This is a genomic window from Wolbachia endosymbiont (group B) of Philonthus cognatus, from assembly GCF_947179345.1.
In the GTDB taxonomy this organism is placed as follows: Bacteria; Pseudomonadota; Alphaproteobacteria; order Rickettsiales; family Anaplasmataceae; genus Wolbachia.
Genome location: NZ_CAMXBG010000002.1, coordinates 274,941 through 289,347, shown reverse-complemented (window position 1 = coordinate 289,347; position 14,407 = coordinate 274,941). Strand labels below are relative to the sequence as shown.

Below are 14,407 nucleotides of genomic sequence, written 5' to 3'. Positions count from 1 at the left end.
GTTACTATAAGAAAACATATTACGTAAGGGAATTAACTATTCTGCCACAATTTTGCTCTATCACACTTGCCATATTTAATATTCCAGCTTCATCGTAATAATTTCCAATTACTTGCAAAGCAAGTGGTAAGCCTTCATTGGAAAGTCCAACAGGAACAGAAATAGCAGGTAACCCCGCTAAGCTTGCCGGCACGGTAAACACATCATTGATGCACATAATTAGCGGGTCTGGCTTTTCATTTAAGCCAAAAGCTTCTGTTGGAGCAGATGGCACAAGTATGTAATCTATTTTTTCAAACGCTTTTATAAAATCATTTCTAATTAATGCCCTAATGCACTGTGCTTTTTCATAATACTCATTGTAATGACCTGAAGAAAGCGCATAAGCACCAATTAAAATTCTCCTTTTCACTTCTTTACCAAAACCTTCTGCTCTTGTTAGCGAATACATTTCTTCAAGGGTATCAGCATCAACCCTGAATCCGTAACGTACACCATCATAGCGAGCAAGGTTAGATGAAGTTTCAGCAGAACAAATTAGATAGTAAACCGGTATCGCATATTTAGTATGAGGCAGAGTAATGTCAACAACTTCAGCACCGTTTTCTTTTAAATAGGAAGCAATTTTTTCCCAATTATGAACTATTTCATCTGAAATTCCATCCATCTTATACTCTTTTGGTATACCAATGCGCTTACCCTTAATATCACCATTTATAAAACTGGAAAATTTAGGCACTGTCCTTTTGCTCGATGTTGAATCTTTTTCATCATAGCCACAAATTATTTCAAGCATTAATGCTGAATCAGAAACGGAACGAGTAATTACTCCTGCTTGATCGAGAGAACTTGCAAATGCAATCATACCAAAACGCGAACACCTTCCATAAGTTGGCTTTATTCCCACTACTCCGCAATAAGCTGCTGGTTGGCGTACAGACCCACCAGTATCGCTTCCTAATGCTCCAGCGCATAAAAACCCAGCAACTGATGCTGCAGATCCACCAGAGGACCCACCAGGAACAACTTTTTCTCCGTCACTTTTTCTAATCCACACATTTTCAACAGGACCAAAATAGCTGTTTGTGTTCGCAGAACCCATAGCAAACTCATCCATGTTAAGTTTACCAAGCATGGCTGCTCCATTTTTTAAAAGCAAGTTAGATACCGTAGATTCATAAGTCGGGATGAAATTTTCCAGCATTTTTGAGCATGCTGTTGTTTTTATTCCTTTTGTACAGAATAAATCTTTAACACCAACTGGTATGCCCATAAGTGGTGAAATATTATCTTTTTGTTTCAAGAAGTATTCATCTGCTATTTTAGCAGCTTTTATCGCGATTTCTGGGGTTTTTGTTACAAATGCATTTAGTTGCTCATTTTCGACTGCATTAACATGCGTCTCTACAAGCTCAACAGCAGAAAAATCTCCCCGCCTTAGTCCATCATGCATCTCTGTAATAGTGAGCCTTCTCAATTCATTCATTAATATTCAATTTTAGCGAGGTATTAATTATAACAACAATAGGGCAGAAAATCTATATATTTATGATCGAAAATAGGAATACAATCAAGATCAATTCAGATTTCTGAAATAGACTGATTAGTAGTACGTTTTAAATAGCCGGTTTGGCACACAATGCTAAGCCATAAGGGTTTAGCGTTTCTAAAATCAAATATCAACATCATGTACGTTAAGTGCATTGTTATTTATAAAGTCACGACGTGGTTCAACTATATCACCCATTAGCACCGAGAATATGCTATCTGCTTCCTCACAATCTTTTATTTCAACTTTTAACAGAGTTCTAGTTTCTGGATTGAGTGTAGTTTCCCAAAGCTGATCAGCATTCATTTCACCAAGGCCTTTAAATCTCTGCAGAGTTAAACCTTTTTTACCATAATCCATCACTATTTTTGCGAGTGCACTTGGAGACTTTATTTTTATTTCAGTTTCTTGCGACTGTAAAAATGAATCACCATTAAATAAGTCAATTATGTTATCAAGAGAACTCAATATATTCCGTATTTCTTTACTTTCAAGCATACTAAGCGAGAATACATATTTGTCTGCTAACCCTTGAAACAATTTAGCAATGTGAATTTCCTCATCTTTTACTTCTACTTCCCAATTATATTCACTATACATCAATTTTAAATATTTTAATATCTCATCAGCAGACAATAGAGCATTCTTTTTGCTTAAAATTAGCAATGATTCTAAGAGATCTTTTGGTATTTCCCTATCATAATTTTTGCTAATGTTTGAAATACTGAGGCACTTATTCAAAACGAAACGCAAATCTTTGCCTACACCATTTAATGTTAATTTTTTAATCGCTGAATTTACTATATACTCTTCAAAATTTTCATCATCTTTGATATAAGTATCTTTAGCATTTTTTGTAACTTTATAGAGCGGTGGCTGCGCTATGTATAAATATCCTTTTTCAATTACTTCACGCATATGTCTAAAAAAGAAAGTTAGAATCAAAGTTCTTATATGCGAGCCATCAACATCTGCGTCTGTCATAATGATAATTTTATGATACCTAGTTTTTTCAATATCGAAGTGCTCACTCCCTATTCCAGCCCCAATTGCCGTGATCAGAGAGCCAATTTCTGCAGATGAAAAAATACGATCCAGCCCTGCACGTTCTACGTTTAGAATTTTCCCTCTTAAAGCAAGTACCGCCTGTGTTTTACGATTACGTCCCTGCTTTGCAGTACCACCTGCGGAATTACCCTCTACTATAAACAATTCCGATAACTCAGGAACTTTTTCCTGACAATCGGCAAGCTTTCCAGGTAGAGTTGCAATATTAATATTGTTTTTATTTTTAACTAACTCTCGTGCTTTTCTTGCGGCTTCTCTTCCTTTTGCTGACCTAATCGCTCTTTCTACTATACTTGCTGCTAACTTGGGGTCAGTTTCAAGTATTGTACTCAACTTGTCAAAAACTATGCTCTCTACAACTGCCCGCGCTTCAGAACTGACCAATTTATCTTTTGTCTGTGAAGAAAATTTAGGATCAGGCATCTTGAGAGATAAAACACAAGTTAAGCCTTCTCTAACATCTTCTCCAGTCAAATTCACTTTTGCCTTCTTCAAAAAACCTTCATTGTTTGCATAGTTATTGATACATCTGGTTAGTGCAGATCTAAACCCCGCCAAATGCGTACCACCATCCCGTTGTCTTATATTATTTGTGAAGCATAGCATATTCTCATAGTAGGAATCATTCCACTCCATTGATATTTCTACACTGGTACCTAGATCTTTTACATTATCTCTAATGCTGGCAATTTTAGTAACATGTGTCTTATTCTTGTCTAAGTACCGTACAAAATTAGCTGTACCAAAATTATCTTCAGACTCTTTACTATCGTTAAAATGAGACTTTACATGTGGTTTATTACGGAGATCACACAAAATGATCTCAATATTTGAGTTTAAAAATGCCAATTCTCTGATGCGACTCTCAAGAGTGGAGTAACTAAAATCAATACTACTAAAAGTCCCCGTTGATGGCATAAACGTTACTCTAGTTCCTCTTTTATTTGTGTTTTCATTAATTACCTTTAAAGATTCAACAGACTCACCATCTTCAAAGCGTATGAAATATTCCTTCTTATTGCGCCAGATGGTTAATTCCAGCCAACTCGATAACGCATTAACAACTGAAATTCCAACACCATGTAATCCTCCAGAAACCTTATAGGTATTGCTGTCAAATTTACCTCCTGCATGCAATTGGGTCATTATTACTTCTGCTGCTGATATTCCTTCCTCTGCATGAATATCAGTTGGAATGCCACGACCATTATCGGTTACAGATACTGAGCCATCTTCATTTATGCTAACTTCAATCTTACTACAATAACCAGCTAAAGACTCATCTATCGCATTGTCAACAACCTCATACACCATATGGTGCAAGCCTGATCCATCATCAGTATCACCAATGTACATACCTGGACGCTTTCTTACAGCATCAAGACCTCTTAGGATTTTTATTGCATCAGCGTTGTAATTACTTTCCATGGAATTGCTTTATTTATAAATATTAATTAATATTACATTTGTATGTGCTGATTAGCAACATCTTTAAGTTGAGAGAAGGATTCTTGACATATAGATAAAATATAATACATCACCTACACGAAGTGGTTTTACATGTTATTTCAATACATAGACTTAAATTGAAACAACCATACAAAATTCTGCTTCATATTTCAAAATAAATGGCCACAATCAAATACAATTTACCTTCTTCTTTCAATTGGACTTTCTAGATCAACACCGGATAAGTTGCTCATACACTCTTTTAATATTTCTTTCTGTTTATCATTGTTTAATCTATCGCTGAACTCTTGACACCTTCTCTCAAGAGCTGAATGCGTAGTCATAATATACCTTACTGTTTCAGATGATAACTCTTGTAACGCTAACTATGGATTAGCCGACAAAGAAAGAATTGGAAATGGAAGGTTTTTTACGTTGTAAAGAGTATGAAATGAGTGTAGAAAAAATATGAACCAGAAAGTTAAAAGGAGATCGGTGGCGAGTGTGTTCAATTTCTAATCTATTTTTTAGGTAACCAAAAACTGTTTCAATAATAGATCTTTTCCTCAGAAAAATCTTCTCATTTAGAGAGATTAATGCGTTTTTCATCCCTTTTTTTATCTTGGTAACAAGCTTTAAATTTCTATCAAGTAATTGTAGAAACAGACCTTTTTGGATATAACCTTTATCTCCAAATAATAAACCCGTTAGTTTTTTAGTCAGATCCGGAACTGGCTTTCTATCATCAACGTTACCTTTGGTTAGCGTAACACCTTGAATTTCGCCTATTTCATTGATTACTACATGTAATTTAAAACCAAAAAACCAGCCATAAGTGCTTTTGCTTAATTTTGCAATTCCAGTAAAAACTTTATTTTTAGATATTCTTTTTGCATGACAGACCGTGATAGGAGTTGAATCAATGTAGGAAATACCTGTATTTTTTGCCTGCTCACATAACCATTGTAGCAGCATTGCTAAATACCATAAAACTCGAGGTTTTAGCGCAATAAATCTATCATAAGAAGGTAGTCTAGAAAAGTCTGACTTATGCAGCAACTGTAAGTAACATATGTAAAATGATTTAAAGTTTTCATATCTAGATTGCTGATATAACAGAATTATTGTTATAATTTCGGAATGCGTTATTTCTGGCACTCTTGTAGGTTTTTTACCATTGGATAATAATCTACCTGCAAAATTTTTGTCTATTATTTTACAATAATCATCTACAAAACAGAATAATTCTGTTACATTCTTATTCACTGGGTAACCTCCTATTATCTCTAAAATACTGGAGTTTACCCTCTTTTCTTATTCTCTTCTAATCCATAGTTAGCGTTTGTAACTCGCTACGGATCCTTTCTTGTTCTATTCCAGGGAAATTGGTGAAATTGGCTTTGGCCATTTCAGGGAATTTTTGTGTGATCGTTTCTTTTATCATTTCTCTAGCCTCTTCTCCATCGAGTGTAATAACCACTGATGGATGTAAGCCAGATAAAGACTCAAATAATTTATTGTATGTTCCACCTGCACAACTTTGACCTTGATTACCGTAAGTTGTTGCAGCGTCTACAAGACCTTTTAAAAACATATCTTTTCTGTTTTTTATGTCTTCATCATTCAAAGGAGTTCTTTGATTTTCTGTCCCTGTATTTCTATCATTGCAGGCTTTCCAACATAAAATAGCTGCTTGCTTTAGTGTTAACTTACTATGATTGTCTTTAAAATTATCTCCTGTTCTATTGATAAATCTTAAGCATTCAAGTGCATGAGATTTATCGCCTTCTGTAAATTCATTTGATTGTTTGATGTACTCTTCAATGTCGTTTGTGTTGCCTCTATTTAGCTGTACATAGAATTCATCTTTGCTTAAATTCTCTTTATACTTTTCTATGAGTCTATCAACACTCAAGTTTATACTAGCAACTGCACTTGGGTCATGAGTAGTTTGTGCCATAAAAGGAATGGCTGCTAAATCTTGAAAGAAAATAGGCCTTTCTTCCTCTGGAATTTGTTGTATTAAATCGTTAAACTGCTGTATTTCTTCAATGAGTGATTTGTTTAGCAACCATAACCACAATATAGGCAGTACCAAAAGCACACAGGAATTAATAATGTGTATAATTAAAAAAATGCTTAATGTTATTCTAATAACATTTTTTAGCCACGCTGATAATCTTTTTTCATTTTCCCTTGGTTTGAAAAAATAATTTACTAATGATAAATACAAAGAGAGCTGTACAAGAAGAAAAAATGAAGGAATCATACTTATTAATAAAACTATATTAATGAATCTTTTAATTTTATTAGTGTTGTTGTAAGCATTTTGCACTCTTTCTATTAAAGTCTGTGCTCTATTTCTATTCTGCTGTTGATTATTATTTTGACCTGCAAACATACCCTATTCTAACATTAATATGTCATGCTATAGAAAGAATGTAAATAAAGCAAGGAATTTAGAGCTGCTTTTATTTTTGTTTGATTGGGGATACCACTTCTATACTTTCTGCTTCATCTAGGCTACTAATTGGTTTTTCTGCAGTAATCTTGTGAGTTACCTTATTCTCGATATCTGCTCCATATGATCTCAGTACTTCAATGGCCTTTTCATTTCCACTATTGAGTGCAATATCCAAAGCATCTATTCCATCTTTATTTTTGTGGTTGATAAAATCCTTCAACCGATCTCTACCAAAGCTTTCTATATATTGTTTAATGATGAGTTCCACTACTTTTCCAGGACAATTATTAGCAGCAGGAAAAAGTATTGTGTTGTTATTATTATCTTTTTTCGTTATGTCTGCTTTGAGTTTATTCATCAAATACTCGATAACTTCTACTCTGCTATCATTCTTTGCTTCAGTGCATTGCCTAATAGCTAAAAATAAAGCTGTACGCCCATTATTATCAATATCTTCAATATTCTGTCCCTTGTCAACTAAGGCTTGTATTACACTTTTATTTCCATATAAAGTAGCAAGGTGAAAAGGTGTATGTCCTTCAGTGCTTTCTCTTTCATCAATTGACGCACCATTGCTAGCTAGCAATTCTATAAACTCTGGCGTGTTTGCAAAAATTGCAAGGTGCATTGGTGTTAAGTCATCTTTGCCATGATTTCCAGTTTTTGCGTTAACGTTTGCTCCGTTATTTATCAGCAATTTCGCTATTTCAAACTGCTTATACCCGATAGCAACATGCAGTGGCGTACGATTACGTTCATAATTATCATTGACGTTTGCACCAGACTTTATTAGTAGCTCTGTAGCTTCAATATCACCCATCCGAATTGCAGAGTATAAGGAAGGAGATTCATCTTTTTCTATTTCCCCTGTCATACGAAATTACGAACATAATAATTCATACATTATTAAGAATAATTGTTAATTTTTTATTAAAATAATATTAACAACAGCTAAAAATCTTTAATTTTTATTAAAGATTTAATATCCATCAATGCTTATATAAGCATTCCAAAAGTGAAGAAGTGAAAAAAAGCTTTTCATGAGAAATTATAAATGATAAATTGTTAATAATGAATTATTGAGAATAAGTTATGTGCTTTGGTTTGCCTAACATAAACAGAGAAGGTTATTTATTTATAATTGTTTCCTTTATAGTAACGTGTATAGCATTTTCTATATCTTGGGGGACTGGAATTACTTGCTTATTACCAACACTACTATGTACTTATTTCTTTCGTGATCCAGCAAGAGCTGTACCAAACAATAAGGATTTTATATTAAGTCCCGCTGATGGTGTGGTTTCAAAAATTGAAGAAGTTAGTTACCCTTTATCAGAAGAGAATAGAGAAGAGAAAAAGTTTACGCTTGTCAGCATATTTCTAAGTGTTTTAAATGTTCATGTGAATCGTATACCAATATCTGGTACGATAAAGGAAATGAGCTACAAGAAAGGCAAGTTTGTTTCTGCAATGAGTAATAGGTCCAGTAATGAAAATGAAAAGCAGGTTATTGTGATTGAGTATGAAAAGGAAAAAGAAATCATTGTGGAACAAATAGCTGGATTTATCGCACGCCGCATTGTTTGTAATTTAAGAGCGTCTCAGAATGTAAAAGCAGGTGAAAGGTTTGGAATTATAAGATTTGGCAGTAGAGTAAATATTTATATCCCTGCTGGAATAGAGGTAAGAGTCTCAGAAGGCCAAACTGTTATTGGTGGTGAGACAGTTATAGCAGATTTAAATAAACAAGAGAAGCTTACCTTTGACATTGTATGAATAACGATGAAAGTAACGGTAAATCCTTACCTATTACCAAGTTATTTCCAAATTTTATAACTTTACTAGGTTTATGTGCTGGCCTTACTTCACTTAAATTCACATTTAATGAACAATGGGAATTTTCAGCAATTTTTATTATCATTGCAGCAATAATAGATGGAATGGATGGCAGAATAGCAAGAATTCTAAAATCAACTAGCGATTTTGGAGCACAGCTTGATTCTTTTGCAGATTTTCTAAATTTTGGTTCAGCACCTGCTTTTCTTTTATATTTTTGGAAATTAAAGGAAATTAAAGTTGTAGGATGGATTTTAGTAATGATATATGTAATCTGCATATCAATAAGACTTGCAAGATTCAATGTTTTACTACATTCAGAACAATTATACTGGAAAAAATTTTTCTTTTCCGGCGTTCCAGCTCCTGTATGCGCTTTACTTGCTCTGTTACCAATAATTATTACCTTTCAATCTCATGAGAGTGAATACTTACTTCTTATAGAGCAATTTTTTAACGTAAAGAATACAGCTTGTTACTTTTTGGCCATTTCATTTTTTTCGATAAGTCATATTCCAACTTTCTCTGCAAAGCACATTTATGTTCCTAGAAGCCTATCCTATATATTTGTGTCGTTTTTTGGAATATTGATCATACTGTTTATAAGCAAGCCCTGGATAACACTACCAATTTTAGGTGCATTGTATATACTTACTATTCCAATAAGCACTGGACTTTATATATACTACACATATAAAACTCATTAGCTATATAAAAGTAGTGAGCAGCATGATTGTAAAAGCAACTGATCTATTAAACTCTCTTCTGTATATAAAGATATTCAACATACCATTTATAATTATTTGGGTAATTGCAACTGGGGTTTTTTGTACGATTCGATTCAAATTCATTAACTTTAGGTTGTTCAAATATGGGATACAAACACTATTCAACCTAGAGAGCCATAATAATAACGGCATAATCACCCACATTCAGGCATTTGCAACGGTAATTTCAGGAACAGTTGGTCTTGGAACAATATCAGGAGTTGCAATAGCTATTACAATAGGGGGGCCAAGTGCAGTTTTTTGGATGATAATTACCGGAGTACTTGGCATGTCAATAAAATTTGCTGAAGTAGTGCTTGCATTTACTCATCGCTCTGAAAACACAACTGGTGGGGCTTTTTATTATATGGAACATGGACTTGCAAAGATTGGATTTATGAAGACTGGCAAATTCCTTGCATTTATCTACGCAGTTATGCTGCTTGTTGCAATGATTCTAGGCGGCATACCATTTCAGGCAAATCAAATTGCAGCGTTGTCAAGTAACTTATTTGAATACAACACATCTGTTATTATCTCGCTATTTGTATTAATTGTAATACTGGGAGGAATAAAGCGAATTGCTTTAGTTGCAACAGGTTTAGGGCCGATCATGATAATGTTATATATAGGCATGTGTATATATTTAATCTGTGTAAACGGAAATAATCTACTGAATGCTCTATCTATAATATTTCAAGATATCTTTAACAAATCAGCTATAGGAGGTGGAGTATTGAGTGGATTAATAGCAGGGGTAAGAAGGTCAGTGTTTGCTAATGAAGCAGGTACTGGAACAGCAGCTATAGCACATTCGATTGTAAAAGAGAAAGACCCAGTTAAAGTTGGAAGTGTTGCAATGATTGCACCATTTGTAGACACAATATTAGTCTCATTTTTGACTGGTATTGTGATAATTATCACCGATATGCATAGCACTAATACCGTAGGTGATATTACGTTAGTTAGCTCAGCATTTTCAACAGCCTTGCCTTTATTGAGCAAGCTAGCTCTTCCGCTGATAATGTTTTCCTTTGCATTTTCCACAATAATAGCTTACTATTACTACTGTGAAGTTGCCCTGTTGTACTTATTTGGTAACAAAAAAGTACTGATATTGTTCCAAATTCTTATAGTGGGTTCAGTGTATATCAGTTGTATGTCAAAAAATATAGAATTTATATCTTATTTAGGCGATAGCCTGTTTATGTGCCTTATGATTCCAAATGCTGTTGCAATATATCTACTGAGAAGGGAAGTCTTAAATACAATAGATTCTTATTACAAAAGGTATTAAACATGATTTATAGATTGCTTTGCATGATGTTATTTTGCCTACCATTTAATGATGTATACGCTGCTTCAGTTTTTCATAAAAGTTATGACACTGCATTAAATGGAGTAAGCAACTTCATGAATGAAGTGTTGTTTTTCAAGATCTTTCACGTACCATTTATAATTCTTTTATTGGCCTTTGGTTATATATTTCTAACACTACGTTTTAGATTTCTCAACATAAGGATGTTTAAGCATGCGTTCGCTATTTTATGTGGAAAATATGACACAGATCATCATGATGGTCACATTACGCATTTTCAGGCATTTGTAACCGCGCTATCAAGCACAGTAGGCCTTGGAACTGTTGCTGGTGTTGCAATTGCAATTTCAATGGGAGGGCCAGGAGCGGTACCTTGGATGATGATCACAGGCTTTTTTGGTATGTCTGCAAAGTTTGCTGAAGTAACTTTAGCATTCAGACACAGAACAGAAGGCCAGGAGCAGTTATTCAGTGGTCCCTTTCAATATATAAGAAATGGGCTAGAAGAGTTTGGATTTAAAAAATTTGGTATCGTACTGGCTGCAATATATGCAGCGGTTTTTGTATTATCAGGCCTTGGTGGAAGTGTAGCATTTCAAACTAACCAAATGATTTCAATATTATCTGGCTATTCAAATTGGATAGATGGTCATCCTTGGTTTCTCTCTTCCATAATTTCTACGCTACTTGCTCTGGTGATTATCGGTGGAATTAGGAGAATAGCTAGAGTATCTTCTGCACTAGTGCCTATCATGTCACTAATATATATTTTGAGTTGTGTCACAATCATTGCATTCAATATTCACAATTTTGGCAATACATTAAAAATATTGTTTTCCAGTATGATAGACTTCAATGCCGTTGGTGGAGGAGTGGTAGGAGCATTTGTTGCTGGAATTCAAAGGGCAATTTTTGCCAGTGAAGCAGGTGTTGGTTCTGCATCAATTACTCATGCAGCAACTAAGGATGAAGAACCAGTAAGAACTGGACTAGTTGCGATGATAGAACCATGCTTTGATACAATGTTAATTTGTTGCTTAACAGGAATAACAATAGTAATAACAGGTGCATACCAGACTGGCATTGGCGAGGGAATATTGATCACCCAAAAAGCATTTGAAACAGTTTCTTCTTGGTTTCCTATACTTTTAACCATCGCTGCGCCTTTGTTTGCGTTTTCCTCAGTAATTTCATTTGTATATTGTTGTGAAATGGGATGGTTATATTTATTTGGTCCAAAGAGTATAGTGATATACCGAATATCGGTAATAATTGTGGCATTTCTCTCTGGTCTTTCCAAAGATATAATGGCTATTGCTAATATTGGTGGGGCTTTATTCTCTTGCTTAGCACTCATCAATATGACAGCACTTATACTGTTTAGCAATCAGATTAACAATGAAGTCCAATGTTATCTAAAAAGGCTAAGGAATAACAAAATTAGCTAGATTTCTGCTATGATAGAGATATTTGTAGTCTTTGTATTATCTTACATATTAGGTTCAATACCGTTTAGCTTAATTATTGCAAAAATAAATGGTATAAATTTAAGAGAAGTAGGTTCAGGAAACATTGGTGCTACAAATGTTGCAAGAACAGGAAATAAGAGACTTGCTGTCCTCGCATTATTTTTAGACTCTTTGAAAGGATTTGTCGGGGTTTATACAGCACAACAATTTTGTGATAATAACGATTTTTATATATATGTATCTGCAATTTTAGCAGTTCTAGGGCATATGTTTCCTATTTGGCTAAGGTTCAATGGAGGAAAGGGGGTTGCAACAACTTTGGGAGCTTTGATAGCACTTAACATTTCTATAGCATTAGCATTTGTACTTGTCTGGCTAATAGTATTTTTTATCTTTCGGTACTCCTCTCTTGCTTCCTTGGCTGCTAATGCAGCAGCTGTTATAGCATCTTTCTTTTTTCAAAAGGAGTTATTCCTTATACTACTCACTGTAGCGATATTAATTTTCTTGAAGCATTATAAAAATATTGCAAATCTTCTGCAAGGCAGAGAGCATAAGTTTTTATAAGCGGTGAGATGTTAAATCACTGACACTTAAACTACGAGATAAACTGCTTGATGGTATTATTTTATCTTCTTTATTTAAGATTGTAATTTTTACTCTTGTTATACTCTCTACTTCTTGAGGTATTAAAAATTCATCTTCAATGAATCTTTGCTTCACTTCTTGTATTTTTTCATAAAGTGTGGTTACATTGCGCTTATTTTGATTATAAATATCTTCAATCTCTATCTCTAGCCTGTGTGAAGCTTCTTTTTTTAACATGTTATTTATCACTGCTTCTGTTATTGCTAGCTTTTCTTGCAGAATTTTCTTTATTTCTTCTTTATCGTCTCTGCTATTTTTACTCAGTTCCGTGTATACCCTATAACACCTTTTCTCTAGTGGTAACGTTCTTAAACTATCTAACATTCTGGCCACTTGACCCTTAATAGTCTTCTTGGCTTTCAATTTTAATTCTTTTACTTCTTCTTTTATTATTTTGCTAGCTATTCTCTTAGCTTCAGTTAAAGATGAGTCCTTGAGAAAAAAATCTGTTCTAAGTAAATTTTGGTTTAAAGGCTCCAAAAAGACTTTTCCTTTGATGTTTTCGAGTTGATCGTCTAAACCATCCCCCTGTAGTTTATTTGTTATGTGCTGAGACAGCGCAAAGTGCTCTAATTTATTTAACTTTACAGAGCTGATATTTTTCATTAACGTCAGCACAATTTGTTCACTATATTGAGAAGTAAAACTCAGTAAATTTCTCATTAAGGAAATACTTACTTCTGCAATAAAATCATCAACTATTTTTTGACTTTTATCATCTTCATAATTATTTTGGGCGTTATGCCAAGCCCTAAGAATTTCTTTACTGTTCTTCTTATTTTTTAGCCTGTCTAACATAAACTTACGTGCTTCATTTTCTGCTTCTGTAAGGAGCATTTGTCTAGGTGGTGTAAATTTAATCTCTGGATCGGAATGAATACCCTCTAATGTACTTAACATTCTGTAGATAACACCAGTAAAACATGTGTTAGGAATTCGTTCTTTTCTAGAGAAAGTTTGGCTATCTAGTAAATTTGCAATCAACGCGTCTTTTTTATTTTTTACAGCTTCTCTATCTCCATCATTGCAGGCTCTAAGAACTAACAGAAGAATTTGTCCACCAGTGAAACCAGAGCTATGTTTCTCATTACCTTTGCAAAAATCTTGCAAAAACATTACTAATTTTCCCTTATTCTCATTACTAAATGGTTGGCCATCAAGCATATGTAAGTGATTTATATATTCAATAAACTCTTTAAATCCCTCATTATTAATAGTGTCTTCAGATACTTGTTCAGTATATTTATCTTTTAATTTGTCAATATTTTTAATGATATCATTATTTAATTGATGGGGTAGTAAATGTTCAAGCTTAATATCAAAGCTATTGACTAGCCCACGTGAGTTTTCTTTTATGCCTTCTAAAAAGAAACTAATAGCAGCTTTGAGTAACGTAAATGGATTAAAATCCTTTGGCCTTAATTCACTTTGTAATAGAATTAAAATCATTGCAAGTGGTATTGTTGCAAGTAACGAAACAAGCAGGAAAGTAGTTGTAAAAGTTATATATGTTATAGAGGCAAAAAATAAAAGGAAAGATGCTATCTTAATTTTATTATCCTTAAAAAATATTTCCCAATATTCCTTTTTACTTATTTTTTCCTGCTTTGCAGCTTTTATGTCTTTATAAACGTAAAAAGTTTTTATTTCAGATCTAAAAAACAATGTGGCAAAAGATAAAAAGACATTGGCAGGATTAACTAAAATGCTTAAAGAAACAAAAGCTGCGAAGTAACTTGCTGTCTTTAATCTGTAAGAATCCTTTCCAGGAAATTGTATTTGGGAAATACCTATCATAGCCTACTCTCTATAATATTATGATATTGTAGTAATAACAAA

The 14,407-nt window shown here is 33.7% G+C and carries 12 protein-coding genes; 5 read left to right on the top strand and 7 right to left on the bottom strand.

The features are described from left to right. Positions 1-19 precede the first annotated feature (19 nt). The 6 genes from gatA to ONG78_RS03270 all read right to left on the bottom strand — a co-directional run bounded on the left by gatA (position 20) and on the right by ONG78_RS03270 (position 7,404). The gene (gatA, locus tag ONG78_RS03295) at positions 20-1,486 is read right to left on the bottom strand and encodes an Asp-tRNA(Asn)/Glu-tRNA(Gln) amidotransferase subunit GatA (RefSeq protein WP_264377662.1); all 1,467 of its coding nucleotides are present in this window, start codon (positions 1,484-1,486) and stop codon (positions 20-22) included. Between the two features lie 186 nt (positions 1,487-1,672). Continuing rightward, entirely contained in the window at positions 1,673-4,045 is a 2,373-nt protein-coding gene (gene gyrB, locus ONG78_RS03290; RefSeq protein WP_264377661.1) for a DNA topoisomerase (ATP-hydrolyzing) subunit B, read from the bottom strand. Between the two features lie 221 nt (positions 4,046-4,266). After that, positions 4,267-4,410: a hypothetical protein gene (locus ONG78_RS03285; protein WP_264377660.1), complete on the bottom strand. Its 144-nt coding sequence runs from the start codon at positions 4,408-4,410 to the stop codon at positions 4,267-4,269. A 49-nt stretch (positions 4,411-4,459) separates the two neighbouring features. Continuing rightward, positions 4,460-5,332, bottom strand: a complete 873-nt coding sequence (locus tag ONG78_RS03280; RefSeq protein ID WP_019236992.1) for an IS982 family transposase — start codon at positions 5,330-5,332, stop codon at positions 4,460-4,462. A gap of 58 nt (positions 5,333-5,390) precedes the next feature. Continuing rightward, positions 5,391-6,467, bottom strand: a complete 1,077-nt coding sequence (locus ONG78_RS03275) for a hypothetical protein (protein WP_264377659.1) — start codon at positions 6,465-6,467, stop codon at positions 5,391-5,393. Positions 6,468-6,537: 70 nt separating this feature from the next. Beyond that, positions 6,538-7,404: an ankyrin repeat domain-containing protein gene (locus ONG78_RS03270; RefSeq protein WP_264377658.1), complete on the bottom strand. Its 867-nt coding sequence runs from the start codon at positions 7,402-7,404 to the stop codon at positions 6,538-6,540. 218 nt (positions 7,405-7,622) lie between these two features. Between ONG78_RS03270 and ONG78_RS03265 the strand changes: the two genes are divergently transcribed. The 5 genes from ONG78_RS03265 to plsY are packed head-to-tail and all read left to right on the top strand — an operon-like array spanning position 7,623 to position 12,487. Beyond that, positions 7,623-8,306 (top strand): phosphatidylserine decarboxylase, encoded by a 684-nt coding sequence (locus tag ONG78_RS03265; protein WP_264374591.1) that lies wholly within the window; start codon positions 7,623-7,625, stop codon positions 8,304-8,306. Further along, positions 8,303-9,073 (top strand): CDP-alcohol phosphatidyltransferase family protein, encoded by a 771-nt coding sequence (locus tag ONG78_RS03260; protein WP_264374590.1) that lies wholly within the window; start codon positions 8,303-8,305, stop codon positions 9,071-9,073. The genes ONG78_RS03265 and ONG78_RS03260 overlap by 4 nt, the downstream gene beginning before the upstream one ends. Positions 9,074-9,095: 22 nt before the next feature. Continuing rightward, entirely contained in the window at positions 9,096-10,430 is a 1,335-nt protein-coding gene (locus ONG78_RS03255; protein ID WP_264377657.1) for an alanine/glycine:cation symporter family protein, read from the top strand. A 2-nt stretch (positions 10,431-10,432) separates the two neighbouring features. Beyond that, positions 10,433-11,899, top strand: a complete 1,467-nt coding sequence (locus ONG78_RS03250; protein ID WP_264377656.1) for an alanine/glycine:cation symporter family protein — start codon at positions 10,433-10,435, stop codon at positions 11,897-11,899. Positions 11,900-11,908: 9 nt separating this feature from the next. Next, positions 11,909-12,487 carry a glycerol-3-phosphate 1-O-acyltransferase PlsY gene (plsY, locus tag ONG78_RS03245; protein WP_405197775.1) on the top strand — a complete coding sequence of 193 codons (579 nt, stop codon included), beginning with the start codon at positions 11,909-11,911 and terminating at the stop codon, positions 12,485-12,487. Here plsY and ONG78_RS03240 read toward each other — a convergent pair. After that, complete coding sequence (locus tag ONG78_RS03240; RefSeq protein ID WP_264377655.1) at positions 12,482-14,365, bottom strand: hypothetical protein; 1,884 nt, start codon at positions 14,363-14,365, stop codon at positions 12,482-12,484. The genes plsY and ONG78_RS03240 overlap by 6 nt on opposite strands. Between the last annotated feature and the right edge of the window lie 42 nt (positions 14,366-14,407).

What these genes read in the sequence shown, in the direction of transcription:
- ONG78_RS03255 (WP_264377657.1), top strand. Translation starts at nt 9,096, where the DNA reads ATGATTGTAAAAGCAACTGATCTATTAAACTCTCTTCTGTATATAAAG.
- gyrB (WP_264377661.1), bottom strand. Translation starts at nt 4,045, where the DNA reads ATGGAAAGTAATTACAACGCTGATGCAATAAAAATCCTAAGAGGTCTT.
- ONG78_RS03285 (WP_264377660.1), bottom strand. Translation starts at nt 4,410, where the DNA reads ATGACTACGCATTCAGCTCTTGAGAGAAGGTGTCAAGAGTTCAGCGAT.
- ONG78_RS03260 (WP_264374590.1), top strand. Translation starts at nt 8,303, where the DNA reads ATGAATAACGATGAAAGTAACGGTAAATCCTTACCTATTACCAAGTTA.
- plsY (WP_405197775.1), top strand. Translation starts at nt 11,909, where the DNA reads ATGATAGAGATATTTGTAGTCTTTGTATTATCTTACATATTAGGTTCA.
- ONG78_RS03275 (WP_264377659.1), bottom strand. Translation starts at nt 6,467, where the DNA reads ATGTTTGCAGGTCAAAATAATAATCAACAGCAGAATAGAAATAGAGCA.
- ONG78_RS03250 (WP_264377656.1), top strand. Translation starts at nt 10,433, where the DNA reads ATGATTTATAGATTGCTTTGCATGATGTTATTTTGCCTACCATTTAAT.
- ONG78_RS03240 (WP_264377655.1), bottom strand. Translation starts at nt 14,365, where the DNA reads ATGATAGGTATTTCCCAAATACAATTTCCTGGAAAGGATTCTTACAGA.
- ONG78_RS03270 (WP_264377658.1), bottom strand. Translation starts at nt 7,404, where the DNA reads ATGACAGGGGAAATAGAAAAAGATGAATCTCCTTCCTTATACTCTGCA.
- gatA (WP_264377662.1), bottom strand. Translation starts at nt 1,486, where the DNA reads ATGAATGAATTGAGAAGGCTCACTATTACAGAGATGCATGATGGACTA.
- ONG78_RS03265 (WP_264374591.1), top strand. Translation starts at nt 7,623, where the DNA reads ATGTGCTTTGGTTTGCCTAACATAAACAGAGAAGGTTATTTATTTATA.